This window comes from Sphingomonas taxi, assembly GCF_000764535.1.
GTDB lineage: Bacteria > Pseudomonadota > Alphaproteobacteria > Sphingomonadales > Sphingomonadaceae > Sphingomonas > Sphingomonas taxi.
Genome location: NZ_CP009571.1, coordinates 3,011,786 through 3,025,670 on the forward strand (window position 1 = coordinate 3,011,786; position 13,885 = coordinate 3,025,670).

A 13,885-nucleotide genomic window follows, 5' to 3' on the forward strand; every position below is an offset into this window, starting at 1 on the left:
GGAGAGACGCAATGGGCCAACGTCCCGAGCATGTGAAGCCGCCCGCTTATCTGAGCCAGAATCCGCCGGTGCCGCAGCCGGAGGCGAAAACATCGACGCAGCCCGACCCGCTTGGCCTTGATCCGACGCGCTATGGCGATTGGGAGCTGAAAGGTATTGCGATCGACTTCTGACCATAACGGAACCATATCGGCCTGATGCGCGTCCATGATGCATGTTAGCGTGGCGTCAGGCTTGGGCCGAACGATGGGTGTGAGGCCGGGGTTTTGAGGCCGGACAGGCGCGTCCTCCTGCTGGCCATCGCCGGGGCGATATCGCTGGTAGCCCTCCTCGTCATCGCGGCCTTTCCGTTCGGGATGCTCAAGGGCGTCGTCGCCGACCGGCTGAGCAAGCGCTTCGGGCGGCCGGTGACGATCGCGGCGATGACGCGGACCGACGGGTTCGGCTTCACGCCGACGATCGCGGTGCGCGGGGTGCGGATCGCGCAGGCGGACTGGGCGGGCGGCGGCGACTTCCTGCGGCTGCGCGAGGCGCGGGTCAGTTTTCCAGTGTGGCCGCTGCTCACCGGCACGTTCAAGCCGCGCGACATCGTCGTCGACGGATTGCAGCTCGCTCTGGTGCGGGCCGCCGACGGGCGCACCAACTGGTCGCGGCCGGGCGATCCGGAGCGCGGCGGATCGTCCAACGATCTCAAAGGGCTGACCGTAAGCGACAGCATCATCGCCTATCGCGACGACAAACGGCAGCGCAGCGTGCGCGTCGCCTTCGCGTCGGACGCGCAGGGGCTGCGCGCCAAGGGCAGCGGGACGATCCGCGGCACGCCGGTGCGGATCGCGCTCACCGGCGCCTCGGTCGCGCAGCCGGTGGCGGGGCCGTGGGCGTTCACCGCGACGATCGACGGCGCGGCGCTGCACATGCGCGCGACCGGCACGACCGACCGGCCGCTCGACACCGATGCGATGACGCTCGACGTCGCGGCGCGCGCCGCCGACCTGCGGCTGATCGACGCGGTGATCGAGGCGGGGCTGTTCGGGACGCAGCCGGTGGCGCTGACCGCGCACGTCCGCCATGCGGCGCCGCGGTGGATCGTCACCGGCCTCAAGGGCACGATCGGCCGGTCCGACATCGCCGGCCACGTCACCGTCGACAAGCAGGACGGGCGCACCAAGCTGGACGGCGCGGTGACGGCGCGCCGGTTCGACTTCGACGATCTGTCGTCGGACGAGGGGCTCGCCAAGGGTGCCGCGCTGGAGCGCGCGATCGGGCCGCGGCTGGTGCCGAACACGCGGATCAACCTCGCCAACATCGACCGCACCGACGGGCGGATCGCGGTGCACGTCGCGCGCGTGTTCAGCCATGGCGGCGGCACGTCGGTGACGGGGATCGACGGCGTGCTGGCGCTCGACCACCAGCGGCTGCGGGTCGCGCCGCTGACCGTGCGGCTCGCCGGCGGGACGGCGCGGGGCAGCGTGACGGTCGACCAGCGCGGCGGGGCGAAGACGCCGATGCTGGCGGTCGACCTGCGGCTGGTCGGCACGCGGGTCGAGGCGTTCGACGGTGCCGCGGGCGCGTTCACCGGGCGGGTCGAGGCGCTGGCGCGGCTGCGCGGGCGCGGCGACACGATCCGCGCGGCGGTCGGGCGGTCCGACGGCAAGATCGGCCTGACGATCCGCGACGGCAGCCTGCCGGCGCGCTATGCGGCGGCGCTGGGGTTCGACGCGGGGCGGGCGCTGCTCGCCGGCGGCGGCGACAGCGCGCGGCTGCGCTGCCTGGTGCTGGCGCTGCCGGTGCGCGGCGGGCGCGGCAGCGCGGCGCCGCTGGTCGTCGACACCAGCGCGAGCCAGCTGCACGGCGCCGGGACGGTGCGCTTCCCCGACGAGCGGATCGACCTGCGGCTGACCGGCGCGCCCAAGGGGCACAGCCTGCTGCGGCTGCCCGGATCGGCGTTCGTGACCGGCAGCCTCAGCGATCCCCGGCTGACCGTGCCGGCGGAGGTGAAGTCGGCCGGCAACATCTTCAAGGCGATCGGCCGCGCGATCACCGGCCGCCAGGGGCCGAGTGCGGTCGATGCCGATTGCGGCGGGCTGGTGGCGCGGGCGCTGCGATAAGGGGGGCGACGCTGCGATTCCCCTGACGTTTCCGCTCGCCGTGCCGTAGCGGCGCGGTTAGGGTCGGCGGCATGAACGACACCGCCTCCGCCACCGGCGCCAGCCTCCTGCCCGACAGCACCGACGCGTTCACCATCGCGCATCTCGCCGTTTTGGCGATCTTCGCGCTGCTGGTGATCGCCGCGATCGTCTGGGGGGCGCGGCTGAAGGCGCGGCGCAAGACCGCCGAACGCGATATCGAAAGCCGCAACGAGGACGTGATCGCCGCCGCCCCCGCCGAACCGACGCCGGTGCCGGCCCCGCCGCCGGCGCGGCGTGCAGAGGATGCGGCCCCCGCCGAGCCGGCGATCGAACCGGTGCGCGATCCACTCGCCGACGAACCGATCGCCGCCGCCGCGCCGCTCGACGCCGCGCCGGCGGTCGAGGCGGTGTCGGCCCCCTCCCCCGCCCCCGCTCCGACGGGCGAATCGCCGGCCGATGCGCCGGTGGGGACGTTGAAGGGACTCGGGCCGAAGCTCACCGCGCGGCTGGCCGAGCTGGGCATCACCACGGTCGGCCAGGTCGCGGCGCTGAGCGACGACGAGGCGCTGCGGCTCGATGCGCAGCTCGGGCCGTTCGCCGGGCGGATCACGCGCGATCGCTGGATCGAACAGGCGCGCTTCCTCGCCGCGGGCGACCGCGCGGGGTTCGAGGCGGTGTTCGGCCGGCTCTGACGCCGGTCAGCGGTCGAGGAAGGGCGCGGCGAGGTCGGGCCGCACCCGCAGCAGCCGGCCCGTCGCGCGGTCGAGCAGCGCCCAGGTGGTGACCGCCTCCACATTCACCTTGCCGTCGGCGCCGATGAAGCGGACGTGGCGGTCGAAGCGCGCGCCCTTGGGCGGTTCGGGGACCCAGGTCTCCCCCGTCACCGTCTCGCCGGCGGCGACGTTGCCGCGATAGTCGATCGCGTGGCGGGTCACGACCCAGACCAAAGCGGCACGGTCGGCCGCCGACGCGACCGCCTCCCAATGCGCGACGGCGATGTCCTGGATCCAGCGGACCCACACCGCATTGTTGACGTGGCCGAGCTCGTCGATGTCGTCCGCCGCGGCGGTGATCGACAGGGTGAAGCGCCCGCTCATCGCTGCCCCCTCACCGCTGCCGCCGCCGACGCCACCAGCGGAAGGCGGCGAACAGCGTGCCGAGCACCACCGCCGCCAGCGCCACCCACAGCCATTGCCGGCCGTGCGGACGATAGCGGCCGAGCAATTCGGCGATGCCGGTGCCGAAGACATAGCCGAGGCTGGTGAACAGCACGCCCCAGACCGCCGCGGCGATCGCGTTGATCCACAGGAAGGTGCGCGTCGGCACGTGGGTGGTGCCGATCGCGATCGGACTGACTGTGCGCAGGCCGTAGAGGAAGCGGAAGAGGAAGATGAAGCCGATCGGATAGCGTTCGAGCGTGTCGAGCGCCTTGGCGAAGGCGGGCTTCGACTGCGCGCGCTGCACCCAGCGATGGTCGCGGAAACGCCGGCCCGCCGCGAAGAACGCCTGATCGGCGACGAACGAGCCGGTCGCCGCGGCGATCATCGCGCCGGGCAGCGACAGCAACCCCTCATGCGCGAAGAGGCCGCCGGCGAGCACCATCGTCTCGCCCTCGATCCCCGCGCCGAGGAACACCGCGGCGAGCCCATATTGGGCGATGAGCGTCTCGATGCTCAGCGGTCGATCCCGAGCTGCCAGAGGACGAAGGCGTGCTCCTCGGCGGCTTCGCGCAGCGATTCGAACCGGCCCGACTTGCCACCATGGCCCGCGCCCATATTGGTCTTGAGCAGCAGGACGTTATCGTCGGTCTTGGTGGCGCGCAGCTTCGCCGCCCATTTCGCCGGCTCCCAATAGGTCACGCGCGGATCGTTGAGCCCGCCCGCGATGAACATCGGCGGATATCCTTGCGCGACGACATTGTCGTACGGGCTGTAGCTGCGGATCAGCTCGAACGCCGCTTTGTCCTCGATCGGATTGCCCCATTCGGGCCATTCGCCCGGGGTGAGCGGCAGATCGGCGTCGAGCATCGTGTTGAGCACGTCGACGAACGGCACGTCGGCGATCACCGCGCCCCACAGTTCGGGATCGGAATTGACGATCGCGCCCATCAGCTCGCCGCCCGCGGAGCGGCCGGCGGTGGCGATGCGGCCGGCGCTGGTCCAGCCGGCGTCGATCAGCCCCTTCGCCACGTCGACGAAATCGTTGAACGTGTTGGTGCGCTTGTCGAGCTTGCCGTCGTGATACCATTGCTGGCCGAGGTCGTCGCCGCCGCGGATATGCGCGATCGCATAAGCGAAGCCGCGGTCGAGCAGCGACAGCCGCCCGGTCGAGAAGCCGGGCGGGATCGCATAGCCGTAGGCGCCATAGGCATAGAGGAACAATGGCTGCGACCCGTCGCGCTCGAACCCCGCGGGATAGACGATCGACACCGGGATTTCGGTGCCGTCGCGTGCGGCGATCCTGAGCCGCTCGGTGCGATAGCCCGCGGCGTCGTAACCGGCCGGGATCTCCTGTACCTTAAGCACTTCGAGCGCGCCGGTGGCGACGTCGTAATCGTAGACGGTGCCGGGCGTGACCATCGATTCATAGCCGAGCCGCAACGTGTCGACGGCATATTCGGGATTGTCGCCGAGGCCCGCGGCATAGCTGGCTTCGGGAAAGGCGATGCGCTGCGGTTCGGTCGGCGCGTCGTAGCGATGGATCGCGATCTGATCGAGGCCGTCCAGTCGCCCCTCGACGACGAAGAAGTCGCGATAGCATTCGACGCCGGTCATGTAGAAATGCGCGTCGGCGGGGATCAGCTCGTGCCAGTCGCCCGGCGCGTTGACGCTGGCGGTGCACAGCCGCCACATCGGGTCGGTGTCGTTGGTGTGGATGAACAGCGTGCCGTCATGCGCGTCGACGTCATATTCGCGCCCCTCCTTGCGGGGGGCGACGAGGATCGGCGTCGCCAGCGGGTCGTGCGCCGGGAGCAGCCGCACCTCGCTGGTGACATGGTCGCCGGTGCCGATCACCAGCCACTGGCGATCGCTCGTCTCGGCGACGGCGACGCGATAGCCCTCGTCCGCCTCGCGGAACAGCTCGACGTCGTCGCTCACCGGCGTGCCGAGCCGATGGAAGCGGGCATTGTCGGTGCGCCATTGCTCGTTGGCGAGGCCGTAGAGGAAGCCGGCATCGTCGCTGGTCCAGACGATGTCGGAGAGCATGCCGGGGATCACCTCGGGCAGATGCTCGCCGGTGGCGAGATCCTTGACGCGCACCTCGAACCGTTCGGCGCCGCTGTCGTCGATGGCGTAGGCGAGATGGCGACCGTCGTTGCTGACCGCGAAGGCGCCGAGCCGGAAATATTCCTTGCCCTCGGCGAGCGCGGGTTCGTCGAGCAGCAGTTCGTCGGGGCCGCCGGCGACGGGCTTGCGCCACCATTTGCGATATTGGCCGCCGGTCTCGTAGGCGGTCCAGTAGAGCCAGTCGCCGTCCTTCTGCGGCACCGAGGATTCGTCCTCCTTGATGCGCGCCTTCATCTCTTCGTACAATCGGTCGACCAGCGGCTGGTGCGGCGCCATCACGCTTTCGAAATAGGCATTCTCCGCCGCGAGATAGGCGAGCACGTCGGGGTCGGTGACCTCGGGATAGTTCGGGTCCTTAAGCCAGGCATAGGGATCCTCGAGGGTGATGCCGTGCGTGGTGAAGCGGTGCGGGCGCCGGTCGGCGACGGGCGGCGTGATATCGGTCATTCCTATGCCTTAGCTGCGCGATCGGGGGCCGTCATGCCCTTCCCCATGCAATCGGACGGTCGAGCAACAAAGCGGAAACACCTCGACCATTGAACCGTTCCGGCCGCGCCGCCATGGCTGCTCCCCGGACGATTGGGGGACATGGGACATGGCCGGCGGATTGGTTGCGCTGCTCGACGATATCGCGGCGATGGCGAAGCTCGCCGCCGCCAGCCTCGACGACGTCGCCGGCGCGGCGGGCAAGGCGGGGGCGAAGGCGGCGGGCGTCGTCATCGACGATACCGCGGTGACGCCGACCTATGTCGTCGGACTGAGCCCGGCGCGCGAACTGCCGATCATCGGCAAGATCGCGCTGGGGTCGCTCAAGAACAAATTGCTGTTCCTGCTGCCCGCGGCGCTGGTGCTGAGCGCGCTGGCGCCCTGGGCGATCACGCCGATCCTGATGCTCGGCGGCGCCTATCTGTGCTTCGAGGCGGCGGAGAAGATCGTCGGCGCGCTGACCGGCCACGGCCATGGCGACGATGCCGCGGTCGAGACCGATCCCAAGGCGCTGGAGGACCGGCAGGTGTCGGGCGCGATCCGTACCGACCTGATCCTGTCGGGCGAGATCATGGCGATCGCCTTGGGCGAGCTGAACGGGCAGTCGCTGGTCAATCAGGGAATCGCGCTGGCGCTGGTGGGGATCGCGATCACCGTCGGTGTCTATGGCGTCGTCGCGCTGATTGTGAAGATGGACGATATCGGCCTGCACCTCGCGCAGAAGCCGGGCGCGGGATCGCAGGCGTTCGGGCGCGGGCTGGTCGCGGCGATGCCGGTGGTGCTGAAGGCGCTGTCGCTGATCGGCACCGCGGCGATGGTCTGGGTCGGCGGCGGGATCATCGTCCACGGGCTGGAAGCGTTCGGCGTGACCGGCCTGCCGCACGCGCTCCACGCCGCCGCCGAGGGCGCGGCGCATGCGGTCGGCGTGCTGCCGGGGGTGGTGAACTGGGTGGTGACCGCGGTGGGATCGGGGATCGTCGGGCTGATCGTCGGCGGCGCGATCGTCGGCCTGCTACACCTGCTGCCGCGCAAGGGGCATTGAGGGGCGCGCCTTATCAGGGCCCGACTGCCTGCCAAAAACGTCCCGTCACCCCGGACTCGTTCCGGGGTCCACCGGCCCACAAGGGCATGGATCGAGGCTCAAGCCGATCCCCTCGCCGCAGAGTGGACCCCGGAACAAGTCCGGGGTGACGGAATGCATTGGGATACGTCATTCCGATTCAGGAGGTCGCCTCGCTCGCCGCGGTGGTCCAGCCCAATCTCGGGATCGTGATCGAGCGTTTGCCCGACAGGTCGACCCGCGCGACGAACAGTTCGCGGCTCTCGATATAGCCGATCAGCCGCCGCACCCGCCCCAGCGAGCTCGTGCCATAGGTCTCGGCCAGCGCCGTATCCGACGGACACGGCTCGCCGCCCTTCGCGGCGCGCGCGACCAGCAGGAAGGCGCCGATCATGTCGTCGGGCAGCGAATAGGCGAGCTCCATCGCCTCGGCCCATTGCGGGTCGGTGACGTCGAAGATCCCCGCGCGCGCCGCCGACAGCCGGCGGGTGAAGCCGGGCAGGTCGAGCGGCGGCCTGGCGAGGCCCGCCATGCGGCAGCGCACCTGGAAATCCTGGAACAGCACCGAGGGCGGGCGCAGCGCCGAATCGCGATCGGCGACGATCGCTTCCAGCACGCCCGCATAGATGCCCTCGACCTCCTCGTCCGACTTGTCGGGCAGCGGCGCCAATGTCGTCTGCTGCGACGCCGGCCGCTCGATCGTGTCGAGCAGTTCGTCCGCCGGCACCCGGCGCGGGCGCGAGTCGAACGCCATCGGCAGTTGCGGCGCCGCGTCGGGCGGCGGCGCGAAGATCAGTTGCTGGAGGTTCTCCGCCGGCGCGCTCGGCAGCGGCGTCAGCTTGGGGCTGCCGCTGCGCGCCGAGGTGGCGACCTGGCCGATCTTCACCGTGATCGGCCGCCGCGACACCGCCGGCCCGAGCGCAAGGAAGGTGCCGCGCGCGAGATCGCGGATCACGTCGGCCTGGCGCCGCTCCATGCCGAGCAGATCGGCGGCGCGCGCCATGTCGATGTCGAGGAAGGTGCGCCCCATCAGGAAGTTGCTCGCCTCCGCCGCGACGTTCTTGGCGAGCTTGGCGAGCCGCTGCGTCGCGATCACCCCGGCGAGGCCGCGCTTGCGGCCGCGGCACATCAGATTGGTCATCGCCGACAGCGAGGCGCGACGCACCTCCTCGGCGACCTCGCCGCCCGTCACCGGCGCGAACAATTGCGCCTCGTCGACGACGACCAGCGCCGGATACCAATGCTCCCGCGGCGCATCGAACAAGGCCGACAGGAAGGCGGCGGCGCAGCGCATCTGCCCTTCCGCCTCCAGCCCCTCGAGGCTGAGCACCACCGAGGCGCGATGTTCGCGCAGCCGGGTGGCGATGCGCGCGATCTCGGGCACCGAATAATCCGCCGCCTCGATCACGACATGGCCGTACGGCCCGGCGAGCGTGACGAAATCGCCCTCGGGATCGATCACCACCTGCTGCACCTGCCCCGCCGAGCCTTCGAGCAGGCGGCGCAGCAGATGCGACTTGCCCGACCCCGAATTGCCCTGGACGAGCAAACGGGTAGCGAGCAGTTCTTCGAGGTCCATGGTCACGGGCGCGCCGCGGTCGTCGCTGCCCATGTCTACGCTGACGGTCATTGGTTGCGCGTTTGGCGTATCCGGGGGGGCGGGGGCAAGCGGTTTGCGTCCGGTTGCCGCCCGGCGACGCGTCCGGTACGCCACCGCCGCCCGCCCCGACCAAGGACGCTCCCGATGGCACAGCTCCCCCTCGCCGATCTCGCCCAGCGCCTGCTGCGCAAACCCGCGCATGCGCTCGATCCCGAGGAGCGGCGCGTCCTCGATTCGATCGATTCCGGCACGATCGTCAGCCGCGACGCCGCCGACGAGGCGGATGCGCGCTCGAGCCTCGGCGACCGGCTCGCCGACCGCGTCGCGGCGGTGGGCGGATCGTGGGGGTTCATCATCGCCTTCACCGTCGTGCTGCTCGGCTGGATGCTGCTCAACACCGACGTGCTCGCGCATTTCGGCATGGCGTTCGATCCCTATCCCTACATCTTCCTCAACCTGATGCTGTCGACGCTCGCCGCGATCCAGGCGCCGGTGATCATGATGAGCCAGAACCGCCAGGCGGCGAAGGACCGGCTCGCCGCCAGCCTCGACTACGAGACCAATTTGCGCGCCGAGCTCGACATATTGCGGCTGCACGAGAAGCTGGACGGGATCGTGCTCGACCGGCTCGCCGCGCTGGAGGCGAAGATCGACGCTCTGGCGAAAAGCGTACCCACCGCCTAAAGGCACAGGATTATTCGCTAGAGGCAGTCATGGCAGGCCATTCCAAGTTCAAGAACATCATGCACCGCAAGGGCGCGCAGGATAAGAAGCGCTCGGGCATGTTCTCCAAGCTCAGCCGCGAAATCACCGTGGCGGCGAAAATGGGGATGCCCGACCCCGACATGAACCCGCGGCTGCGCGCCGCGGTCAACGCCGCCAAGGCGCAGTCGATGCCCAAGGACAATATCCAGCGCTCGATCGACAAGGCGAGCCGCAGCGATACCGAGAGCTACGAGGAGATCCGCTACGAGGGCTTCGGCCCGGGCGGCGTGTCGCTGATCATCGAGGCGCTGACCGACAATCGCAACCGCACCGCGACCAACGTGCGCACCGCGGTCGCCAAGAACGGCGGCAATCTCGGCGCATCCGGTTCGGTGAGCCATGCCTTCGACCGCGTCGGCCTGATCAACTATCCGGCGAGCGCCGGCGATGCCGAGAAGGTGTTCGAGGCGGCACTCGAGGCGGGGGCCGAGGACGTCTCTTCGTCCGAGGACGGTCACGAGATCTGGACCGCGGTCGGCGACCTGCACGAGGTCGCCAAGGCGCTGGAGCCGGTGCTCGGCGAGCCCGAGGGTGCCAAGCTCGCGTGGCGGCCGCAGACGATGGTGGCGGTCGACGAGGGCGATGCGGCGACGCTGTTCAAGCTGATCGACACGCTCGACGACGACGACGACGTGCAGACCGTCTGGGGCAATTACGAGGTCTCCGACGAGGTGATGGAGAAGCTGGGCTGACCTCGCCGGGTTCACGCGGAGGCGCGGAGGCGCGGAGTGTCGCGCCCGCGGCTGCGCCTTCCCGCGCCAGCGGGCCTCATCCCATGTCTGTCCGCTGGCGGGACCGTCGTCCCAAACGCGCGCCCTTCGCGTCTTCGCGTCTTCGCGCGAATCTGGTCCCCGGCTATCCAGGTAGAGCAGCTTTGGTTCACGCGAAGACGCGAAGCCGCGAAGAGGTTTTGCGCGCAGAGGCGCAGAGCGCGCAGAGAATGGTGCGTTCTGGACGGGCGTCTCGCCTATGGCTGAGCGGACATGCTGCCGCGCTCCTGACGCTCTCTCTGCGTCCTCTGCGCCTCTGCGCGCAAAATCCTTATTGCGTGGCGGCATCATGATCATTCTCGGCCTCGATCCCGGGCTCGGCACGACCGGCTGGGGCGTCATCCATGCCGATGGCAACCGGCTGTCGCACATCGCCAACGGGCAGATCCGCACCGATCCGTCGATGCCGCTGCCGCGGCGTCTGTCGAACCTGCATGCGGCGCTGATCGACGTGATCCTCACCGAGCGCCCCGACGGCGCCGCGGTCGAGGAGGTGCTCGGCAACACCAATGCGCAGTCGACGCTCAAACTGGGGCAGGCGCGCGGCGTCGTGCTGCTCGCCGCGGCGGGCAACGGGCTGCATATTGGCGAATATCATCCCTCGACCGTCAAGAAGGCGGTGGTCGGCACCGGCGGCGCCGAGAAACGACAGATCCAGGCGATGATGGCGGTGCTGCTGCCCGGCGCCAAGCTCGCCGGCCCCGATGCGGCGGACGCGCTGGCGGTGGCGATCACACATGCGCACCATCTCGCCTCGGCGCAGGGCATGGCGCGGCGGGCGCGGGTAACGGCATGATCGCGCATCTCAAAGGCCGGCTCGAATCGACTGGGATCGATTATGCGGTGATCGACGTCGGCGGCGTCGGCTACCTCATTGGCGCCTCGGCGCGGACGCTGGCGGCGATCGGTCCGGTCGGCGAGGCGGCGATGCTGCATACCGAGATGCTGGTCAGCGAGGATTCGATCCGCCTCGTCGGCTTTGCGCGCGCCGAGGAGCGCGACTGGTTCCGCCTGCTCACCGGCGTGCAGGGCGTGGGATCGCGCGTCGCGCTGGCGATCCTGTCGGCGCTCGACACGGCGGAGATCGCACGCGCCGTGTCGGCGCAGGACAAGGCGATGGTGGCGCGCGCCAATGGCGTCGGGCCGAAGCTCGCCGAGCGGATCGTGCGCGAATTGAAGGACAAGGTGGGTACGGTCGCGCTCGGCCCGGCGGCGGCGGCGCAGGTGATGCCGGTCGGCGCGGCGGCGGATGCGGTGTCGGCGCTGCTCAACCTCGGCTTCCGCCCCGCCGAGGCGGCGAGCGCGGTCGGCGCGGCGGAGGAAGACCTCGGGCCGTCCGCGACGCTCGACGCTTTGGTGCGGCTGGCGCTGCGCAAGGCGGCCAAGTAGTCGCCGCATTGCTGGACGCTCCGGCGAAACGGGACTATATCGGGAACATGGCGCAGCTTCACGTGTCCTTGCCGACGAGGACCACGCGATGAACCGATATCTGCCGGGTCGGCCATGATGCCGACGCGGTACGGGTGAAGGCGTCGATCGACGAAGGAAACGGCTTCAGCTGTCATCGATCGACAGCCCCCGTCCGATCGGTGGCGAGCCGATCGACGATCCGGACCGGTGTCGTCGAGCAAGGCGGGGCGGCCCGGTGGTCACGCTGGCGCCGCATGCAGGGGCGAGCTAGCAACGAAATATTCCCGAGGAGGCTTGCATGCACGTGACCGCAATTCTGAGCCATGCCGACGAGGGGGGCTTTACCGCCTTCAACCCCGAAACCGGCACCGCCACGCAGGGCGAGACGCTCGACGAGGCGCTCGCCAATCTGCGCGAGGCCGTCGAACTGTATCTCGAGGAATTCCCGATGGCGACGCGTGCAGCGCCATTTGTCACCAGCTTCGATGTCGCGGTGCATGCCTAAGCTGCCGATCTTGTCGGGTGCGGAGATCATCCGGATGCTGGAACGACTGGGTTTCGAACAGGTGAGGCAGCGCGGCAGTCATGTCGTCCTGCGTCGCGGCGATGTCGGCTGCGTCGTTCCCCTCCACAAGGCGGTGAAGACCGGCACGCTGGCAGGCCTGCTCCGTCAGGCCGGCGTGACGATCGACGAATTGTTGGCAGCACATTGACCGACGACCGTCTCCTCTCCGCCAGCCGTCGTCCCGAGGACGTGGATGCGGCGCTCCGTCCGCGCAGTCTCGACGAGTTCGTCGGGCAGCAGGCGGCGCGTGAAAACCTGCGCGTGTTCATCGAGGCGGCGCGCGGGCGCGGCGATGCGCTCGATCACGTGCTGTTCTTCGGGCCGCCGGGGCTCGGCAAGACGACGCTGGCGCAGATCATCGCGCGCGAGATGGGCGTCGGCTTCCGCGCCACCTCCGGCCCGGTGATCGCCAAGTCGGGCGATCTCGCCGCCTTGCTCACCAATCTCGAGGACGGCGACGTGCTGTTCATCGACGAGATCCACCGGCTGCAACCCGCGGTGGAAGAGGTGCTGTATCCGGCGATGGAGGATCGCGCGCTCGACCTGATGATCGGCGAGGGGCCGTCGGCGCGCAGCGTGCGGATCGACCTGCCCAAGTTCACGCTGGTCGGCGCGACGACGCGGCAGGGGCTGCTGACGACGCCGCTGCGCGACCGGTTCGGCATTCCGGTCAGGCTGCAATTCTACACGGTCGAGGAACTGACACGCGTCGTCACCCGCGCCGCCGGGCTGCTCGACCTCGACATCGCCCCGGATGGCGCGAGCGAGATCGCGCGGCGCGCGCGCGGCACGCCGCGCATCGCCGGGCGGCTGCTGCGCCGGGTGCGCGACTTCGCCAATGTCGCCGGCACGCCGACCGTCGACCGCGCCGCCGCCGACCGCGCGCTCAACCGGCTCGAGGTCGATTCGCTCGGGCTCGACGCGATGGACCGGCGCTATCTGCACATGATCGCCGACATCTATCGCGGCGGACCGGTAGGCGTCGAGACGCTCGCGGCCGGGCTCAGCGAGCCGCGCGACACGATCGAGGAGGTGATCGAGCCCTATCTGATCCAGCTCGGCCTCGTCGCGCGCACCGCACGCGGGCGCGTGCTCAATGCGGGCGGCTGGAAGCATCTCGGCCTCAACCCGCCCGCCGGATCGCAGGACGGCCTGTTCGACGTTCCCTGATGATCCGGTGTCGGCCCCGGGGCAGGCTGGCGCGTGGAGATGGCTCATGAGGATCGTGGCGAACCCTTCGGAAATCCCGTCACCCCGGGCTCGTTCCGGGGTCCACCGGGCCGCATGGCATCGGCCTGAGCCGCCAGCCTTTCTCCTCGTCGCAGAGTGGACCCCGGAACGAGTCCGGGGTGACGGCGTAAGCTCGGATGGCGCGCGGCCAATAGGAACGGCCATGTTCCACCGCCCTGCGGTCCGGCGAGCGTCTTGCACCTACAAACGCTGTTCGCCGCGCCCCGGACAGGCTAGATCGACCGCCACATTCTTATCCCGGAGCCTCGCGTGATCGCGCTTACCCTCATCCAGATCATCCAGGTGCTGCTGAACGTGCTGTGGTGGATCATCATGATCCAGTTCGTGCTGTCGCTGCTGATCGTGTTCAACGTCATCAACACCTCGAACAATTTCGTCAGCCAGCTGCATTACGGCCTCGATCGGCTGACCGAGCCGCTCTACCGGCCGCTGCGCCGGATCCTGCCCAACATCAGCGGCATCGACCTCGCGCCGCTGGTGGTGCTGATCATCATCCGCATCCTCGACAGCGTCATCCTGCCGAACATCGCGACCAGCCTGCTGGTCAACGGCGCAGTCTGAT

Annotated in this window: 16 protein-coding genes; 12 read left to right on the forward strand and 4 right to left on the reverse strand. The window is 69.6% G+C overall.

Annotation, left to right across the window (positions count from 1 at the left end; translation table 11 throughout):
• The first annotated feature begins 11 nt into the window (after positions 1-11).
• The 3 genes from MC45_RS18970 (at position 12) to MC45_RS13710 (ending at position 2,821) form a co-directional block, all read left to right on the forward strand.
• Positions 12-173, forward strand: coding sequence for a DUF1674 domain-containing protein (locus MC45_RS18970; RefSeq protein ID WP_081974441.1), 162 nt, complete (start codon positions 12-14; stop codon positions 171-173).
• 93 nt (positions 174-266) lie between these two features.
• On the forward strand, positions 267-2,108 hold the full coding sequence (locus MC45_RS13705) for an AsmA family protein (RefSeq protein WP_245640729.1): 1,842 nt from the start codon (positions 267-269) through the stop codon (positions 2,106-2,108).
• 71 nt (positions 2,109-2,179) lie between these two features.
• Positions 2,180-2,821 (forward strand): hypothetical protein, encoded by a 642-nt coding sequence (locus MC45_RS13710; protein ID WP_038664227.1) that lies wholly within the window; start codon positions 2,180-2,182, stop codon positions 2,819-2,821.
• A 6-nt stretch (positions 2,822-2,827) separates the two neighbouring features.
• Here MC45_RS13710 and MC45_RS13715 read toward each other — a convergent pair whose 3' ends face one another.
• The 3 genes from MC45_RS13715 to MC45_RS13725 are packed head-to-tail and all read right to left on the reverse strand — an operon-like array spanning position 2,828 to position 5,863.
• Positions 2,828-3,226 (reverse strand): acyl-CoA thioesterase, encoded by a 399-nt coding sequence (locus MC45_RS13715; protein ID WP_038664230.1) that lies wholly within the window; start codon positions 3,224-3,226, stop codon positions 2,828-2,830.
• A gap of 10 nt (positions 3,227-3,236) precedes the next feature.
• On the reverse strand, positions 3,237-3,806 hold the full coding sequence (locus MC45_RS13720; protein ID WP_038664233.1) for a DedA family protein: 570 nt from the start codon (positions 3,804-3,806) through the stop codon (positions 3,237-3,239).
• Positions 3,803-5,863: a S9 family peptidase gene (locus MC45_RS13725; protein WP_038664236.1), complete on the reverse strand. Its 2,061-nt coding sequence runs from the start codon at positions 5,861-5,863 to the stop codon at positions 3,803-3,805. Before MC45_RS13725 ends, MC45_RS13720 begins: the two co-directional genes overlap by 4 nt.
• A 148-nt stretch (positions 5,864-6,011) precedes the next feature.
• On the opposite strand from MC45_RS13725, the gene MC45_RS13730 reads away from it, so the two are divergent.
• Positions 6,012-6,944, forward strand: coding sequence for a DUF808 domain-containing protein (locus MC45_RS13730; protein WP_038664239.1), 933 nt, complete (start codon positions 6,012-6,014; stop codon positions 6,942-6,944).
• 178 nt (positions 6,945-7,122) lie between these two features.
• Here MC45_RS13730 and MC45_RS13735 read toward each other — a convergent pair whose 3' ends face one another.
• Positions 7,123-8,592, reverse strand: a complete 1,470-nt coding sequence (locus tag MC45_RS13735) for an ATP-binding protein (protein ID WP_038667441.1) — start codon at positions 8,590-8,592, stop codon at positions 7,123-7,125.
• A 114-nt stretch (positions 8,593-8,706) separates the two neighbouring features.
• On the opposite strand from MC45_RS13735, the gene MC45_RS13740 reads away from it, so the two are divergent.
• The 8 genes from MC45_RS13740 to MC45_RS13775 all read left to right on the forward strand — a co-directional run bounded on the left by MC45_RS13740 (position 8,707) and on the right by MC45_RS13775 (position 13,884).
• Positions 8,707-9,246: a DUF1003 domain-containing protein gene (locus MC45_RS13740; protein ID WP_038664242.1), complete on the forward strand. Its 540-nt coding sequence runs from the start codon at positions 8,707-8,709 to the stop codon at positions 9,244-9,246.
• A gap of 29 nt (positions 9,247-9,275) precedes the next feature.
• Positions 9,276-10,019 (forward strand): YebC/PmpR family DNA-binding transcriptional regulator, encoded by a 744-nt coding sequence (locus MC45_RS13745; RefSeq protein ID WP_038664245.1) that lies wholly within the window; start codon positions 9,276-9,278, stop codon positions 10,017-10,019.
• Between the two features lie 367 nt (positions 10,020-10,386).
• Entirely contained in the window at positions 10,387-10,893 is a 507-nt protein-coding gene (ruvC, locus tag MC45_RS13750; RefSeq protein WP_038664248.1) for a crossover junction endodeoxyribonuclease RuvC, read from the forward strand.
• Positions 10,890-11,486 (forward strand): Holliday junction branch migration protein RuvA, encoded by a 597-nt coding sequence (ruvA, locus tag MC45_RS13755; RefSeq protein ID WP_038664251.1) that lies wholly within the window; start codon positions 10,890-10,892, stop codon positions 11,484-11,486. The genes ruvC and ruvA overlap by 4 nt, the downstream gene beginning before the upstream one ends.
• Positions 11,487-11,805: 319 nt before the next feature.
• Positions 11,806-12,012: a type II toxin-antitoxin system HicB family antitoxin gene (locus tag MC45_RS13760; protein ID WP_038664253.1), complete on the forward strand. Its 207-nt coding sequence runs from the start codon at positions 11,806-11,808 to the stop codon at positions 12,010-12,012.
• Complete coding sequence (locus MC45_RS13765; RefSeq protein ID WP_038664256.1) at positions 12,005-12,220, forward strand: type II toxin-antitoxin system HicA family toxin; 216 nt, start codon at positions 12,005-12,007, stop codon at positions 12,218-12,220. The genes MC45_RS13760 and MC45_RS13765 overlap by 8 nt, the downstream gene beginning before the upstream one ends.
• A complete protein-coding gene (gene ruvB, locus MC45_RS13770; RefSeq protein ID WP_038664259.1) occupies positions 12,217-13,242 on the forward strand; it encodes a Holliday junction branch migration DNA helicase RuvB in 1,026 nt (341 codons plus the stop codon). The genes MC45_RS13765 and ruvB overlap by 4 nt, the downstream gene beginning before the upstream one ends.
• 330 nt (positions 13,243-13,572) lie before the next feature.
• Positions 13,573-13,884 (forward strand): YggT family protein, encoded by a 312-nt coding sequence (locus MC45_RS13775; protein ID WP_038664261.1) that lies wholly within the window; start codon positions 13,573-13,575, stop codon positions 13,882-13,884.
• Position 13,885: the final 1 nt, after the last annotated feature.

Excerpts from the sequence above, each read along its gene's own strand:
- MC45_RS13710 (WP_038664227.1), top strand. The coding sequence starts at position 2,180 with ATGAACGACACCGCCTCCGCCACCGGCGCCAGCCTCCTGCCCGACAGC.
- MC45_RS13730 (WP_038664239.1), top strand. The coding sequence starts at position 6,012 with ATGGCCGGCGGATTGGTTGCGCTGCTCGACGATATCGCGGCGATGGCG.
- MC45_RS13760 (WP_038664253.1), top strand. The coding sequence starts at position 11,806 with ATGCACGTGACCGCAATTCTGAGCCATGCCGACGAGGGGGGCTTTACC.
- MC45_RS13725 (WP_038664236.1), bottom strand. The coding sequence starts at position 5,863 with ATGACCGATATCACGCCGCCCGTCGCCGACCGGCGCCCGCACCGCTTC.
- MC45_RS13735 (WP_038667441.1), bottom strand. The coding sequence starts at position 8,592 with ATGACCGTCAGCGTAGACATGGGCAGCGACGACCGCGGCGCGCCCGTG.
- MC45_RS13765 (WP_038664256.1), top strand. The coding sequence starts at position 12,005 with ATGCCTAAGCTGCCGATCTTGTCGGGTGCGGAGATCATCCGGATGCTG.
- ruvC (WP_038664248.1), top strand. The coding sequence starts at position 10,387 with ATGATCATTCTCGGCCTCGATCCCGGGCTCGGCACGACCGGCTGGGGC.
- MC45_RS13740 (WP_038664242.1), top strand. The coding sequence starts at position 8,707 with ATGGCACAGCTCCCCCTCGCCGATCTCGCCCAGCGCCTGCTGCGCAAA.
- ruvA (WP_038664251.1), top strand. The coding sequence starts at position 10,890 with ATGATCGCGCATCTCAAAGGCCGGCTCGAATCGACTGGGATCGATTAT.
- MC45_RS13745 (WP_038664245.1), top strand. The coding sequence starts at position 9,276 with ATGGCAGGCCATTCCAAGTTCAAGAACATCATGCACCGCAAGGGCGCG.
- MC45_RS18970 (WP_081974441.1), top strand. The coding sequence starts at position 12 with ATGGGCCAACGTCCCGAGCATGTGAAGCCGCCCGCTTATCTGAGCCAG.
- MC45_RS13715 (WP_038664230.1), bottom strand. The coding sequence starts at position 3,226 with ATGAGCGGGCGCTTCACCCTGTCGATCACCGCCGCGGCGGACGACATC.